Source organism: Lacibacter sp. (genome assembly GCF_035299325.1).
Taxonomy (GTDB): Bacteria; Bacteroidota; Bacteroidia; order Chitinophagales; family Chitinophagaceae; genus Lacibacter.
Map to the genome: position 1 here is coordinate 135,650 of NZ_DATGWT010000033.1, position 15,743 is coordinate 151,392.

The 15,743-nt window shown below is 37.3% G+C and carries 8 protein-coding genes; 6 read left to right on the forward strand and 2 right to left on the reverse strand.

Going from position 1 to position 15,743, the window contains the following annotated elements:
- The first annotated feature begins 330 nt into the window (after positions 1-330).
- From VK159_RS18925 to VK159_RS18935, 3 genes are read left to right on the forward strand one after another with little or no spacing between them, the layout of a single operon-like run.
- Positions 331-1,362 carry a hypothetical protein gene (locus tag VK159_RS18925; protein WP_324231737.1) on the forward strand — a complete coding sequence of 344 codons (1,032 nt, stop codon included), beginning with the start codon at positions 331-333 and terminating at the stop codon, positions 1,360-1,362.
- Between the two features lie 5 nt (positions 1,363-1,367).
- Positions 1,368-2,171, forward strand: coding sequence for a hypothetical protein (locus VK159_RS18930; protein WP_324231738.1), 804 nt, complete (start codon positions 1,368-1,370; stop codon positions 2,169-2,171).
- Positions 2,168-2,590 carry a GNAT family N-acetyltransferase gene (locus tag VK159_RS18935; protein WP_324231739.1) on the forward strand — a complete coding sequence of 141 codons (423 nt, stop codon included), beginning with the start codon at positions 2,168-2,170 and terminating at the stop codon, positions 2,588-2,590. The genes VK159_RS18930 and VK159_RS18935 overlap by 4 nt, the downstream gene beginning before the upstream one ends.
- Positions 2,591-2,613: 23 nt before the next feature.
- On the opposite strand, the gene VK159_RS18940 is transcribed toward VK159_RS18935, so the two are convergent.
- Positions 2,614-8,271 (reverse strand): ATP-binding protein, encoded by a 5,658-nt coding sequence (locus VK159_RS18940; protein ID WP_324231740.1) that lies wholly within the window; start codon positions 8,269-8,271, stop codon positions 2,614-2,616.
- Positions 8,272-8,372: 101 nt separating this feature from the next.
- Here VK159_RS18940 and VK159_RS18945 point away from each other — a divergent pair, with 101 nt between their 5' ends.
- Both VK159_RS18945 and VK159_RS18950 read left to right on the forward strand, forming a co-directional pair.
- Positions 8,373-10,673 (forward strand): hypothetical protein, encoded by a 2,301-nt coding sequence (locus VK159_RS18945; RefSeq protein WP_324231741.1) that lies wholly within the window; start codon positions 8,373-8,375, stop codon positions 10,671-10,673.
- A 159-nt stretch (positions 10,674-10,832) separates the two neighbouring features.
- Positions 10,833-11,753 (forward strand): hypothetical protein, encoded by a 921-nt coding sequence (locus VK159_RS18950; RefSeq protein ID WP_324231742.1) that lies wholly within the window; start codon positions 10,833-10,835, stop codon positions 11,751-11,753.
- Between the two features lie 232 nt (positions 11,754-11,985).
- Here VK159_RS18950 and VK159_RS18955 read toward each other — a convergent pair whose 3' ends face one another.
- Positions 11,986-12,810 (reverse strand): hypothetical protein, encoded by an 825-nt coding sequence (locus VK159_RS18955; RefSeq protein WP_324231743.1) that lies wholly within the window; start codon positions 12,808-12,810, stop codon positions 11,986-11,988.
- Between the two features lie 156 nt (positions 12,811-12,966).
- On the opposite strand from VK159_RS18955, the gene VK159_RS18960 reads away from it, so the two are divergent.
- Positions 12,967-15,708, forward strand: coding sequence for a hypothetical protein (locus tag VK159_RS18960; RefSeq protein WP_324231744.1), 2,742 nt, complete (start codon positions 12,967-12,969; stop codon positions 15,706-15,708).
- The last annotated feature ends 35 nt before the right edge of the window (positions 15,709-15,743 follow it).

Sequence of the window (15,743 nt, forward strand, 5' to 3'; positions counted from 1 at the left end):
ATAGCTATGTAAAGATAAATAATCCTTTTTTTATTGCTATTGATTTCAGGCAGGTATGATATATTAACATGACATGATTTTTTTACTTAAATTTCTCATACTGTAACAATATTCGCCGAAAGACAAATAAATTAGGTAATGACATTCACTGACTTGAAAAATATCGCAGAAGGAAATGAAGTTCGAATAGATAATGGAAAGGACCGAAACCGTACACCGCCATACTATTTTGATTCATTGCGGGATACATTCGTTTTCTATTTCCACACATTTCGATCAAGCAACAGTTCTTACGAACAGTATGCTGTTGCCAGTTCCACAGTTAACAAGATGAACAGAAGAATACTCGAAAGCCAATTCTTAGATGCTGAGAATACGGTGTTGTCAATAATTAGCTGTGAACGTTTTTTTGAACTTTATATAAAGAATATTCTGAGGCAAACAAATTCCAAACTTGTTTATGAAGAAGATCGAAAAACAAGGTCGAAGAATACCTGGCAGGTCATTAACAAAATTCAATCACATACTTTTACTACACGCAAAGCCGGGAGAAAATCATACACAATCCCTTTTCGTGAAACATTAAAAAGGTTTTATGAACTGATCCGTTATACAAAGCTCCAGGACAAGAAATCCCATCCGATAATCAGAAAATTCAGTAAGATTTTAATTGACTATCAATTTCTCGAAGAGCAGGAACATAAATCGACGCTGGAATTTATCAATTGGTACCGGGACAGGATATTGCATAATGGAAACAGCTTGCCTTCTATGCGGCTCTTAGATTATATTATTGCCAAACGAATTGTTCCCATCGTGGACGCCATCAGGGCACAGACGAAAACCGAATATGGCGATTGGTGGTATTTCTTAGAGACAATGACAAAGATTGACATACTTCAATCTCTGTTATCCGCTACTATTTTACACAGGAACACAAAGTCCAAAAAACAAATAGATTCTTCGGTAATGAACCTACTTTATATCGGCCATCTGAAAGAACTGGGCCGTGCGAATCTTAATATGAACTGGCTAATGCAGCGTAATTTGAGGGCTACTTTTGAATATAACTATCAAGACCCGCTTGGCAGGGGGAAAAGATTTGCCAACATAGAAAAAGAAAAAAATGATCTCGCTATGGAGGTTACATCATGTCCGTGTTGCGGCAATCATTCGCTGGTTATTTATCGTCAGCAAATCAATGATATTTTCAACAATGGAGAGCAACTGAATATTGATTGGGTAAAATGTTATACCTGCGACTATCATCTTCGATATAATACCGGTGAGCCTGCCTACTTTAATCTATATAAACAAAATCTGTTTAACCTCGAATTTAACTCGACACCACTTAATAAGTAGTCTTTATGGATCAGTCAATTGATTATCTCTCTGTAGAAGATTTAGGTTGGGTTCATTTCAAAACGCAACTGATTTCATTCGGACACCATGGCCTTCCACCCGATGTGCATTTTACGATTTCTTATGACAGCCGGAGTGAGGATATTAATTTTCACCTGACAAGAAATGTGCCTACTAATGAAAACAAACCAAAGATTGCTATTGCCTGTATCAATAAAGAGTTGCTTAATAAACTTCAGATACCCATAGCCGAAACAATTCTTGGTAAATTGCTTCTTCCGCTGGATATTAAATTTTTGCGTAGTAAATACGGCAGGCGCTTATATTATTTGTCTTTTGCTGATTTAGAACAGGATAGTAGAAAAGTAGATATAGAAGTCAAAATAACTAATGAATTTAAAAAAATCTCTGCTGTTAAACGAAGGACGAGACTAAAGATCAATTCTCCGACCGAAACTGTACTGAAATCAATGTTTTTAACTGCTAAAATGCGAAATCTTTTACTTGATAATCTAAACCGATTTCCCAAGCAATTTTCAAGCACTACTGGCACGGGCTTCCTGCTGACAGGTAAAACCATCGTTCCATTCATTCGTATTGATCAGAATTGGTATCGAATAAATGACCGGATGAATCCGATTGATTTGTTTCTTGCATGGATTGATACATCAACACGAAAGGAATTAGTAGCAAAATTCACGGAAAGTATTTCGTTTATAAAAACTGCGGAGACTTATAAGGACACTGAACCTTACGACACACCTATTCGCCTGGTTGAATTACTTCACCCTCAAACTGATTTTGTATGACCAAAGAACAAGCAAAACAAATCGCAGCACTCCTGAATGAAAGAAACAAATTGGTTAAGGAGTATGCGCCTGAAGATGTATTGGCAAAAGAGCAGAACTATGTTTATTCGGATGAGAGGTCAATTATTGTCGCCTGTGCCGAGTCCAAAAAAGTGCAATGGTATCAATGGGAAATTTGCCATGTTTCAGTGGATAAAACTTACGAAGGCAAGGGATTGGGCAGTAAAATATTAAAGCTGGCTGAAAAAAAAGCTATTGAGGGAGGTGCGAAAATTCTCCAATGCACGATTAGATCAAATAATGAATCAAGCTTAAGGCTATTTTTGGCTAAAGGATACACAAAGACAACTTCTTTCTTTTATCCAAACAGTGGAAATTGGGTGCATGTTCTTCAAAAATCGGTGAGCGTTCTTGAATAATAGGTGGGTTAATAATATATGTGTTAATCTCTGTCACTTTCTTCACTGGAAATGCCTTTAATTTTCACGATGCGGTAAGAGGGTTTCTGCTGAAATTTATCAGCGATCTTATTAAAATAATCTTCTCTTATGATTAAATCTGTCCCGGCTAATTTCGGTATCTCCTCAGATAAACGGCTTCCATAACTGCTGCCAAGATAAGACATCATCCAGGTTCGCATTCTCAAGATCACTTCATTGGAATCGTTGATGGCAAACAGACCCGCCTCGTTGTTTTTGACCGTCAATCCAAGTGATTTGACGATGGTAGGATTAAGCCAAAGCAGTTTATAATATTCAAGTTGGTCTTCCTGCGAAAAAGAAAATACGATGGCATCTTCATAATCAAAATCAGGAACCATATCATCCCAGATATAAAAGGGAAAGGTCCTGTAAGTGCTGTATGGCATTACTTCTTCGGCTGTTTCAGAAAAAATTATTGCGCCGTAACTGTTTACAGGCTGGTATCGAAACACGCTTTCCTCTTTTAGCGATTTTTCAAAATGTGCAAGCCTGACCCAGCCATATTCTCTCATCGCTTCAACTATTGTATAGTCATCTTTAAATTCAAAAGGTTTGGGAAGATCCACAGGACGAAAAGTAAAACTGCTTCCAAAGGCAACCATAGCTTCTATATCAATGAACGTAGCATACTTAAACACTGCTTTATGTTCAATTCGCTGCCAGCTTTTGAAATGATTATACAGATCGGTATTCATTAGCTCAAGGAAATATTCTGCTATGAATATATTGGGTACGCTCATTCGGTGTACCCGGCTCCAATACGATTCAAAAAGGTGGCCGTACTTCCTACGGAAACCCGCCATGTGTTTACTAAATACCGGCTCAAGTTCAATACCTGTTTCTGCTATAGGTTGAAACCTTTTATTTATGCCTATAAGAGAATCATATTGTTCCGAACTAAGCGGAGGATACACAATCCCAGGAGGCAGGTGGACTTCGGATAACGGAAGATTGAATAACTGCGATATAATAAAATCAATCAGGAAATAATGTTCGGGAAAGATCGGGCGAATCTCCTTTTCAAATTTTAAATGATAGGAATTGTCTTTATTCTTATGTTCCAGAAGAAGCTGCAGAATAATAACCAACACTGGTTTGAGGAAATTGGTTCGATGAGAAAAGAACCATTTGAACGGCTTTTCAAGTTTTTCAGGTGAGTAATCCAGAATATGTTTCAAGGCCATCGTCACAAGCCTGTAACGCTCTGTCGTTGCGGCATTGAAACGGCAGATCAACATGCAGATAAAGATTTCTTCCTGGTCCATCTCCAATTCATCTCGTAGTACTATTTCCCACTCAATGGTTTCTTTGAACGGCAGCCTGTAACTTGACATTGTCAGTAGCTGGTTCCACATTTCCATGACTACTTCTTTATCGAAATCATTCTCCGAAAGTGCTTTTATAAGATTGGAAGAAAATACCTGGTTGAATCCGATGTCCAATCCGGACGGCATGAGTTCAAATAAAAAATCCATTGTCTTATTGCGGTCAATTTTTATAGCCTCCCGAAACGCTTTTTGATTAACAAAACGTTCAAACCATCCGCCTACATCATAAAAAAAACGGCAAGACCAGTAATAACATTCAATTTCATTATCCGTCTGAAATATAATGTCTATGTCCAATGCATCGGAATACTGCCGGTTATTCTTATTGACAATAGTTTGTATGACCTCTTTTATTGAATGGGTAAGCTCCTTGAACCGTTCAAAATAATAACGTAGTGGAGTAATTTCATCAGTACTCACCCCGTTTGTTTCAACATAATCATTTAACTCATCAATGCTCATTTTCGAAAACTCATCTCTTGAAACAAGGGGCTGCTTGTCCTTGGTAGCTGACTGATTTTTTTCCTCTATCGGGATCACATAGCTCTTGTTATATTGCTTTATAACATTATTAATTCGGTCAGCAAGTTTCGAAGAAAATTCACGATGTTGACGGGGTTGCACTGAAGAACTTATCCTAGCTATCAATTTTTCAGCAAGATCAGGATGATCAATGACAAGTTTATCATGCAGTGACAGGCAGTATGAAATAAATTTTTGTGAATCGTTCAACGGGAAAGTAAAAGCAAGGTAAAACTCAATCATAGAATTAACCTGCCCGTCGGCTTGACTTAATAGATCCACCAGTGAACGTTCCGCTATCCAGTAGTATCTTGATGTTGCCAGATCGTTAAGCAAATAAAGACTCGACTTATGAAAATCAATTCTGAGGAATCGCTCAAACCATAATGCTGGGAAATATTGTGTTTCTTTTCCGTCAGTGTGATTGACAGCAGAATCAGCCAGTATTTTTATCGTTTTAAGATAGTTTAAAGAATTATCCGGATCAATCTGAGCGATCCATTCTACACCTTCAATCGCATCATACAATGTAAGATCTTTTCGCATGGTGTAAGCAAGCAAACATTCAATACCCTTCTTGAAAAAACGATCAGCCTTTTCTATGTCACCTGCAAGACTGAACAAAACAGCAAGTCTTAAGTTATATTCAGCAATGTCGGAATGCAGGCGGTATCCCTCTTTTTCCTGTGTGAGTTCTTCGAACACTTTGTTTATATAGTTACGGTTGACATCGTTAATAAACTCTCCCAATAGCTTAAATAATGTAGCCGTCTCAAGAGGACCCCATGAACTTCGTTGCACAGAGACCGTAGTTTCATTCCCTACTTCTATCAGCATATCAATAATTTCTTTCCATTCATCTTCTGCTTTCAGCAATTCAAGACCTTCCTGTAAGGATTGATATACCAGGTAATTAACTGAGTAGAGATCTGACACCCGTGGTTTACCTAAAAAAGGATCAGTCGAATATTGCAGATAATCAAATGCTTCCTTGACTGCATAGAAGGAGATCTTGGAGGATGATTTTACATTGATAATCTTCAGCCAGTAAATAATCCAGTTATAAAACCAGTTTTTTGCCTTAAACTTATTTATTAACTCCGTCAGAAATTTCCCATCTCCGCTATATTTTCTGAAGCCGGAAAAAAAAATCTCCAATATTTCTGTTTCCCGACTTGGTGAGTGATCGATAGCTAGAATCTTATCTGTTAATTCCAAAAGTTCTTTCTTTGAATAGGATGGTTCAGTGTGCTCTGTATGTATAAGTCTTTTGATGGAGGAGCTTTTTTGGGCTAGATTTTCCAGGTACTCTTTATTTCTATAGTGTACCATTTCATTATAAAAAACATCCAGGAGCTTCTGATGCCCGGATTTCTCTGCCTGTTCCACCATTGAGACCACTCTTTTGGTTTGCTGAAGGATGAGTGCGCCTCGCATATAATAGGTCAAATCCTCATCTTCAATAGTATCGCCTTTTTTGTAAACGGTGATATACTGTTCCCACGGCGCAACAATACCGTTCTTATCGCAGATATAGCAGGCTTTTAGACCATCGCTGACACCAAGCGATGGCTTGCCTTCAAAAAGTAAATAATCACTAACGTAACTAAAGCCGTATATATGTCCAAGTGCTTCAAAGTATAATGCAAAATCGTTCGACAAATTATCACCGGCAGTTGCAATCACTTTATCAATCTCATTGAGCAAAATAAGTTTTGGTAAATCTTTTTCAATACTGGCCGCTTTAACAAAATACCTGTAATTCATTTCTATAAAACTCCATGGTTGACCATGTATCACGCTATCAGTAACAAACGTGTAAGTTAATTTTTGCAGAATCTTTGCGAACTCACCGCTTTCATACAAAAATGACAGGTAATATCTATATGCTTTCCGATACGCAAAGAAGTCTTTTGATTCAAACCAGGTAATGACAGGCCGAAACACTTTTCTTTCAACTGACACCGCCGCCGATTTTAACTGCTCAATGATAAACCTTCTGAAACTTTCATGGTAGATGATATATCCACTTTGAGAATAGTTGCCTTTAAGTACAGGGGACAATATCTCCAATGATTCCCCGACATGATTTCCGCTCCCGGTGATTTCTTCCAACTCCAATTTCGTAAGACTGAAATTTACACCTGAAAGCACTTGTGGAACATCCTCCCGCATATTCAATCGGTTGAGCAAGTATCCATAATATTCAGCAAGGTTAAAGGAATATGGTGGTAGTTTTTCAAGTAATACACCAGCATTTTCAGCACTCTTTCTAACTTCATCCGCCAGGTATTTCAGATATAACGGATTGCCTTCACATTTTGCAAAAAGCATAGCGGACAGGAAACTGCTATTGCGGACTACCCGATTTTTGATTTTTATCTTTCGCAACAGCGCCTTAACATCCTCTTCATCCCAGGAAGGCATAGAAACTCTGTGAAAGGAGGCAACGTTATCTAACTGCGGTATATTCTGTGACGTAATGATCACTTTAACATGAGGAGATACAATCAATTTTTCCAGGCTTTCTATAATAGCAACATCCTGTAAGGAGATATCCCTTGCAGACCGGAAATTGAATACCCGTTCAATATGGTCTAAGCCATCCACAATCACATAAGTGGGTTCGTTGATGTTTTTCAGAAGGTTATTCAACTCGCTGAGTGAACTGGCATAGTTGTTTTCCTTAAATTGTTTGAGCTCGGGGAAGGCAGTAAGAATGTCATGGATCAGGTTTCCGTAAAACACATTCAGTTTAATACGCTCTTTTTGCAATAGATCATCCAATCCAGTATAGCAATAATGCTTCACTGAACGAATTCCTTTTTTCTTAAGATACGCCTGTAAGTTTTCTATCAACCATGACTTTCCGCTTCCAGGCTCACCTACCAGAACTATTTTTCCGAAATTTTCAATATCGTTTACAAGCCTTTCCAACATCCCTTTTCTTTCCAGGTTTTCACTTCTGATGATTGGAAAATTTTGTTCAATAGTCCCGTAATCCGTTCTGATATTTAATTCATGTAAAATACTTTGCATATCAAGAACAGTTCCTTTGCTTCTTGCACTTTTAATCAATGCAGTCAGTGATAATATTAAATGATCTGGTCTTATATGGTCGTTGGGGAAAATACCTATACCTAATTTTTTTGTCTGTTCGATCACAAGTCTTTCCAGTTGCCCAGGATTATTCAGGCTCAAATTAAATTTGGGTAATTCGGTTTCGATTTTCAATTGTTGGGAAAATTCAAGGAATTGATTTCTGTCTATTTTAGCCGCCTCTTTTCTGAACCGTTTCCATGAACCAATCGGCAGCGGCTGTCCCGCAGGCCAGATGGCTTCTCCATTTATTCTAAATACTTTGGTAGTAGCGTTTGCAAAAGACCCTGCGCCAGCAACAGGCTCGATAAAATCTACAAGCTTATCTTTTGGTGCATTCCACGCAAGACAAAGTCTGAATTCAGTTAAATTTTTCCCCGGAGTAGCATTCCAGTTTTCATACAGCTTATCGAGAGCGATCCCATAAGCTGCATCACTGGCTATATCACCTTTTTGAAAAGTATGATCGGATTCACCACTATACTTGATCTGGATTTTCTTTTGCCCTGCCTTATTCTTTATTTTCAGATCATCAATTCGGTCACCGCCAAACTCCTTTTTGTCAATATGAAATTCACTCTCATTTTCCGCCAGAATCTCATTCAGTATAAAGTAGGCCGTTAGTAAGTCTTGGTATTCGTATCCTTCATGTGCCTTTGCAAGTGCCATAGATAATTTTTCGTCTTTATTTTCAAAAATAACTCTTAAAGCAACGGAAATATACTAAGATAGTTAGTAAATTCAGGCCCAGATTGCAAAAAGTTTAGAAAATGAAGCAACCCCGCCAGGAAGTGAAAATGAAGCACTTTGCCTTTGAGTTCGATCAAAAGGAAATTCCGACATCGCTGGAAGAAAGAATAAATGTACTTCGTCAAATCGGAAAAAAGGCAAAAAGTGATTTTCAGGAAAAATATGCTCGATTAGCTACTTGGTTCAAGGAATACAATGCACTTTATTTGCTTTCCTTTTGTTTAAAATACTTTATGGCCTATGAAGATGGCCGTGACGAAGAGGTAGAAAAAGGCCATCTCGAATTTCCGCCGCATTTTCAGGAAATTCTCCAGGCATTTGCCCTTTCGTCTGATCAGTCTATTACAGCAAGACCCCTACTGGATCAGGCTACAAAATTTAAAAAGGATATGAGAGAAGTAGGTGATGCTATGCTCTGGAAAATGTTCGACATACCAGAAGATATTACCACGCAGAAGGATGCCAGCGCTTTTCATTTAAGAACCGAAATGATGACCCATACGCTGGCGGTTAGAGGATGGGCCTACGATCATCAAATAAAAAGAGTAGTTCAGGATTTATGTTCTTTAATTAATGAAGATTTCAATAGAGTATTTGGCATGCCACCCATTCCTGTGTTTAAATTGTTTTATACATTAATAGATAAAGTCACTGACAAACTAAATGCACACGAGGACAAACTTCACAAAGCACTTACGCCTAAAACATATAATGAGATATTTGATGCTTACGAAAAAGAATTTTCTCATGTTGATAAAATAGACCCAAAAGGGCGGGACAAAATGTGGAAGCATTTTGGTGAAAATTTAGAGTATATGCAGGTGGCCATGGTAACACATGCTGATTTATGTCTGGATAAGATTTTCACCTTTACTGCTGATGAAATAGCAGCTTACTCCGAAAACGAGTTGTCCATAGAGCAAGTCATTCTCATTTTTGATAAACTGTCTTATCAGTTTGGTGAACTGAAAGATTTCAATACCGAGCATTTTGTTTTAGATAATCCGGTACATAAGAAACCCTTTATTAAAGTGGATGGAGATAGTTATTTTAGTTCTCTATGGAGTCATCTTCCCCATGTTAGCATTCGAATATTGGAGGCACTGGTAAATGAGGATAAAAATCTCAATTCAAAATACAACGAGGCGAAAGCGGACTATCTGGAGAAAGAAACAGAAAAACTTTTCCAAGCAAATTTTCCCGGAGCCCAAATCTATTCCGGAAGTTTATGGACTGATCCTATAAGTAATAAACAGTACGAAAATGATCTCTTGATTGTGCAGGATGGCTTTGCTATTATCGTTGAATGTAAATCAGGAATAGTGACACAAGCTGCAAAACGTGGTGCGCCGGATAGATTATTTAAGACATTGAGGGGTCTGATTGAGGAACCTTCTGAACAGGCCCTTCGGTTTATTCAGTTTTTGAAAAGAAATGATCAAGACGTTAGTTTGACCGATAAAAACGGACGAAAATTTTCGTTGGATAAATCTGGAATCAGATATTTTATTCCTCTTGGCGTGACGTTTTCTCAGCTTGGGATAATCGGAACTAATTTGAAATTATTGGTGGAGGCAGGCGTTACCGATAAAAAAGTAACAGAACTTATAACCTCCATTAATCTTCCTGATCTTCAGATTATTTTTGACGTTCTTGATTCGCAAGCCCAAAAAATACATTATTTGCAGAAGCGAAGAGAGTTTGAGGTAAATAATCAATTTAGCGGGGATGAAATGGATTTACTTGCTTTCTATTTGGACACAGGATTTAATCTTGGCAAACGGGAATATGAAGAAAAATGGTTTTATAATTTGGTAATGAAATCAAAGGAAATTGACCCGTATGTATTGAATAAAGAAGTAGGTATTGAGAGTAAAAAACCTGAATTGTTGATGACTAAATGGTGGAAAGATATTTTATCTTTTATTGATCTTCGTAAACCTCAAACCTGGCTAAACTCATCTTATGTGCTACTAAACTTTCATCATGAAGAACAGAAGAAATTTGAAAGTATGTTTAAAGAACTGGTAGCACAGATAAAAGCCGGTAAGACTACTCATAAGCACAATTGGGTAATTTTTTCTTCTGTAAACCCTAATCATAGATTTATGCTTTATGCATATCCTTACGCTAAGATCGATACAGCAGAGCGAAACGCTATCATGCAAGATATCCTTACGCATGACATGCCTGACGGAACAAAAGGAGCATTATTAATTGCTATCAACATTGATAAAGAACATTATCCCTATAGTGCTCTTGCTGCAAAACTAAATTCTGAGCTTTTTGATTCTAGTTTTTCGGAAATGATCGTTTCTTAAAAATATATAATTGTTCTACCAGCTTCAGGGTACTTGGGCATCTTCGTTGCGTCCCAATCCGTTCATCGTCCATCTCACGGAGCAGCAACCTATTTTGCAATCAGTGATGATGTTAAACAAAGAGTTTCTAAAATAAAGCTAATTTAGCTGCAAGTATAAATGGTATTACGTCTAAAAGAGAATAAGCCAGGAATCAAAATGTTGACATATAACGAACGCATAGAATTAAGGGACAAGCTGGCAAATGGCGAAATTGGAATAGAACTCGCACAAACACAATATTGGAATGATTTCAAAGAAGGACAAAAATCTTGGCATACAAAGGACTGGAAAGAAAGAAGGGCTAAGTTCATTAAAGACAAATGTCAAATATGCACTAGCAAAGAGACCTTAACGCTACAGCATCTTTCTCACCCCAGGAAGTACTCAGAATATCTGACAGAAATAAGAAGGAAAAATGCTAAAAATTATATAGACGCTAATCCCCAAATTGATAAAACCGAATTTACCAGCCACATACAGGAAAAATATGAGTACGTGCCTGTTCCTTTCTGTCCAAATTGTAAATGGAGCAATCCTAACGAGAGAGTGAGAAAAGTTCCAAAATATCGTTGCCCAGGTTGTAAGCAGGAATTTGACGTCCCTATTTACATACCATTGGATGCGCTAATTTCAATCTTTTATGAGAATGAAGATGCATTGGAAGTCCGGGATAAATGCTTTATATCAAAGCAGTGGAGAAATGCCCATAACCTGTCAAGTGTTAGGTATTGGTTGCAAAGAGAGCGGGCAACCACAAAGGACACTTCGGCCATTGAGAAAGAAGCATTTTTACTTTATCTAAACGATGACATCAAATATCTTTCCTTTGAAGATACGATAACAGCTTGCAGAAGATGTGCCTATAAATTTGATATAAAAAAAATGGATTTATGTCCTAATTGTAATGAATATTACAAAGGAATTCAGTATCCAACCTGCATTCAATGTTTACCTGAAGAAAAACGAAAAGCCGCATTAGAAAGTATCGAATTTGGGAAGCAGTGGGAACAAATGCATAGGGATTTGGAAATTGACTAACTAACACCGCTACTACATAATTTGCTTCATCGAGCCTGAAGATCTTCGAAGTCTTCAGGTTTTTTATTCCTACATCTTTTCCTTTTACACCACCTCACTTTTTTCTGTTTAACTATTTTTGGGGCTTAGAATACGCTCCGTTAATTGTGTAGGGCATTTCCCATCCATGATGTTTGGTCTGCAATCCTCATACTTCTTTCTATCAGATCACCTCCTTCATCACAACTAACTTTTATTTGTTTTCTATATAAGTATAACCACAAAGAGTGATGATTTCGAATCCTTCATTTTTTGTTGAAGCGATAGCAGCCATTTGCTTCCCTGAGGGAAGAAACCCTATTGCAAAAGCAAATGACTGATTTTCTCCGGTCTTTCCGATAAATTCCGCTAATTCATCATCTGAATACTTTAGCCCTTCAAATTTTACATCTAAATCCACCAGTATATCCCAGATTCGTAAATTAACTGTCTTCGAATCGACCGGAGTAATTTCTAATAAGGGCTTACTGATCGCCATTATAGCCAACTTATTATAAGCCTCATCTGCTTCGCTCCGGAAAATATGATCATAGTTCTCGAAGATCAGAACCACGACAGATGGTTCCTTTTCATTTCTACCAGCAGCAAACTGAACTCCTTTTGCCTGTTCAAATGATTTACTTAAATCAAATTCACCAAGACGCATCAATTGCACATTATATTCGTAATTTCTTCCCGCTGCCGATTGTCCTGTCCAAACTCCTGTTGTTATGAACTTGATTTGATTATCTTTTATTTTCTTTAGTGGAGGGTAATCAGTTTCAGTTCTACCGGTCTCCAGTTTCATTGCTATATCAGTATCAATAAATTCAAGTTGGAGATAATACTGTTGCGTTGTTTCATCGACATAAATTTTTATATCAAAAGCATTTTTCTGAAGTATTTCTAATAAGTTATTACTTCCTTCTTTCTCCTTACAGATCAATATCAAAAAGTCTTGTCCTGTGGGTAAAGTTTGAATGGATATGTCATAACACTGTACTGCATTCAGGTCTTCTATGGCTACTTGCTTCTTCATATTTTTTATCCGATTATAAAATTTGGGGATTCCTTTTTAAATCATTGTTATATCAATAGTTGCCCCGGCACAAATCTACTGGCTACTTATGTTTATTTTTGCTGGAATTAGATACAATATTACTTATAATAGAAGATTTGATTTCAATTCGAAATGATGAGCATTCATAAACTACACATATTTGCCAAGAACAGAGATGCTATCGCAACTCAAAAAGGCTACGCTTTCCAGCAATTAAAAACAATAGAAGACTGGATTCAAAACAGAATTGCAAATAGTGACGATGTCATCTACTGTGACTACGAAGATGATATTTTCGCAAGAGATTTAAAGCAGGGCACATCTAAATTTACACAGGTTAAGCTTTATAGCACCGATTTTTCATTTCTTTCCGATAGTATCAAAAAAGCCATCGGTCATTTTTTCATGCTGTATGTAAAAGGTGACTATGCGTTTGATAAAATGGAATTTAATTTTGAGACCAATGCATCAATTGTTAAAAGAGTCGTTAAAGATAATGATGCTGATCTCCTTCAGGAATGGAGTGACAACCAAGGGAAAATTAGCGAGGAGTTGTTAGGGAACATACGTACAAGAGTAAAAAAGATTCTTGATGAGTATATTGATGAAATGTTTGAGGAACTCAAAGACAAACAGGAGGCAAAGAGTGATATTCAACAGGCAAGGATTGTATATAATGAACTTAAAGATGGTGATTTTGATGCCTTCATCCATTGCATCAAGTGGCAATTCGATGGCTTAGAAACTAATATTGCGGTGCAGCAAATTGTCTCAAGGATCGAAGGCCTGATCTCTAATATCCCACTTCCGCTTGATGAAAGCCGTAACCAAATACATATTGCCCTTCTTGTAAAAGAAGTTTATGAAAGATCTATACAAGATAATCCCGAAGATCGGAAGCTGAGCAGCGATTTGTTGGATTCAGTTCTGTTAAATGCAGGAGGAACGGAAGAACAATGGTATGCAGAAACCCTCCAGCAATTTAAATCAGGGAATATTGTCGAATTCTTTTTCCTGGGTGAATTTCAAGCTGCGATTAATGGTGCCAGGTACTGCCGTTGGAACATGGAAGATGACGGACATGAAACCTTTTGGCTGGATTTGTTAAAACATTATATCGGGCTACCTGATATACCACTCCCATACAAGAGAAAAGCCATTTATGAATTTCTCTTTTTAAAAATAGGTCATAACCCTTTGGAGGAAAGAGAAGAAAGTGCCATTGCCGGTGATATTGATTTGGTCAAATTTTATATCGACCAATGGGAACATCGAAACAATTTGCACGATATCGAAGATGACATTACATTACTTCAATTATTGCAAGCCCAGGTTTTAGGGTTTTCACTTGCGCTGCCTGACATTGATGTAGCCGAATGGCAAAATACGATAGAAAAGTTTTTGGATGAACAAATTCAAAAAGAAACAAATGTTGACATAAAGTGTGAGTTACTGGAGCTTCGTGGACATTTAGCACATCAAAGTAACATTCACAATCCAGTCGAGAGTTTCAAAGCTTCTTTTGATTTCTACAGAAAAATTATTCCTCTATTAGGAGAAGCAAGGTTCTATTCCCTTGGAAAATTATACGGTCAAATGAAAGCGATGATCAAAATGCTTACTTTATACGGCATAGATGATGGCTTGATTGAGATGGTGGATCAGTTTATGAAAGAAATTCAGGATTATGCTGAAAGGACTGGTCAAAGACATAGGGCCGCCCATGACCTGGTTGAAAGAGGTGCGATTCATCTGGAACATCTGGATGTGTCCAATTATTTGAGGGCGCTTGAACTCTTTCACCGGGCAAAAGAGTTATGGCGGCTGGAATATACCAAAGAGGGTTATATACTTTCACTTCTTAATATCGCGCAGGTTTACAATTCACTTGGCATGAGCTACGCTTCAAAGTACTATGCACTAGTGGCGTTGTGGAGTACCTGGCATTTTTCGGATCCTGCATTATACAAACGGTTACCGCAGTCTTTAGTGCTAATTTGTGACTGTGATTATTCGCATGGAGCGTGGATGAACGCACTAGAGGACTTCAACCAATACCTGATGACCAAAAGAGAGTTTGACGAGAAAGGTTTCGATATGGGAAACGATGAAATGTATCAACGATCAATATTTAATATTGTAAAAATATTTCACGCAATACCCATTATTCATCCTGAATTGCTGCCGTACCTGGATTTATTAAAAAAGAAATGGGGCGTCATTTGGGAAGAACAGATTGAACCAGCAGTTCAACATATGAATGAGCAAATTAAGGGAACTGATAGTTTCAAAAAGATATTGGCAAGAGATATTCGAGATGTCCCATTGAATGACGTTGGCGCAAAACGAATAATTAATTTTAATTCGTTGAACCTTGATTGGAATATTGAGTTTAATAACGATGAAACAATGACTGCAATCGGGGAAGAATTTGTAAGTTTCCTTCAGGTTGCACTCTGCGAAATTGCCCGAATCAACAATAAACTTTTGGTTGCGGATCAAACCATTAAGATTTCAGTAAAGGAAGGCCATTTTCAAAAAGAGAATCCCAGTATAAATAGCTGGGTCATTACCATACCCAAGTTTGATAGCAAGGTTGAAAATGAAATTCAGACTCATTATGTTTATATCGGGGCATTAATAAAATCAATACTTCAGCCCGCAAGTAATTTATCAAAAGAGGAATTCAATAAATTTTATTTTGATCAATTATTGAAAAAAGAAGATTTCGATAAAAAAGCTTTAGCAGGAGCTGCTTACCAAAGAATATTTAGAAACTCCATTGGAAATCTTTCGTCTGAAACACCGAATAGAACGTCTTTTGGAAGCTTGCCAGAAAATACGTTGACAATGGTTTATCCTCACTATTTAATTTGATGTCATTCGATCTGTATAAATAACTAATCTTTACA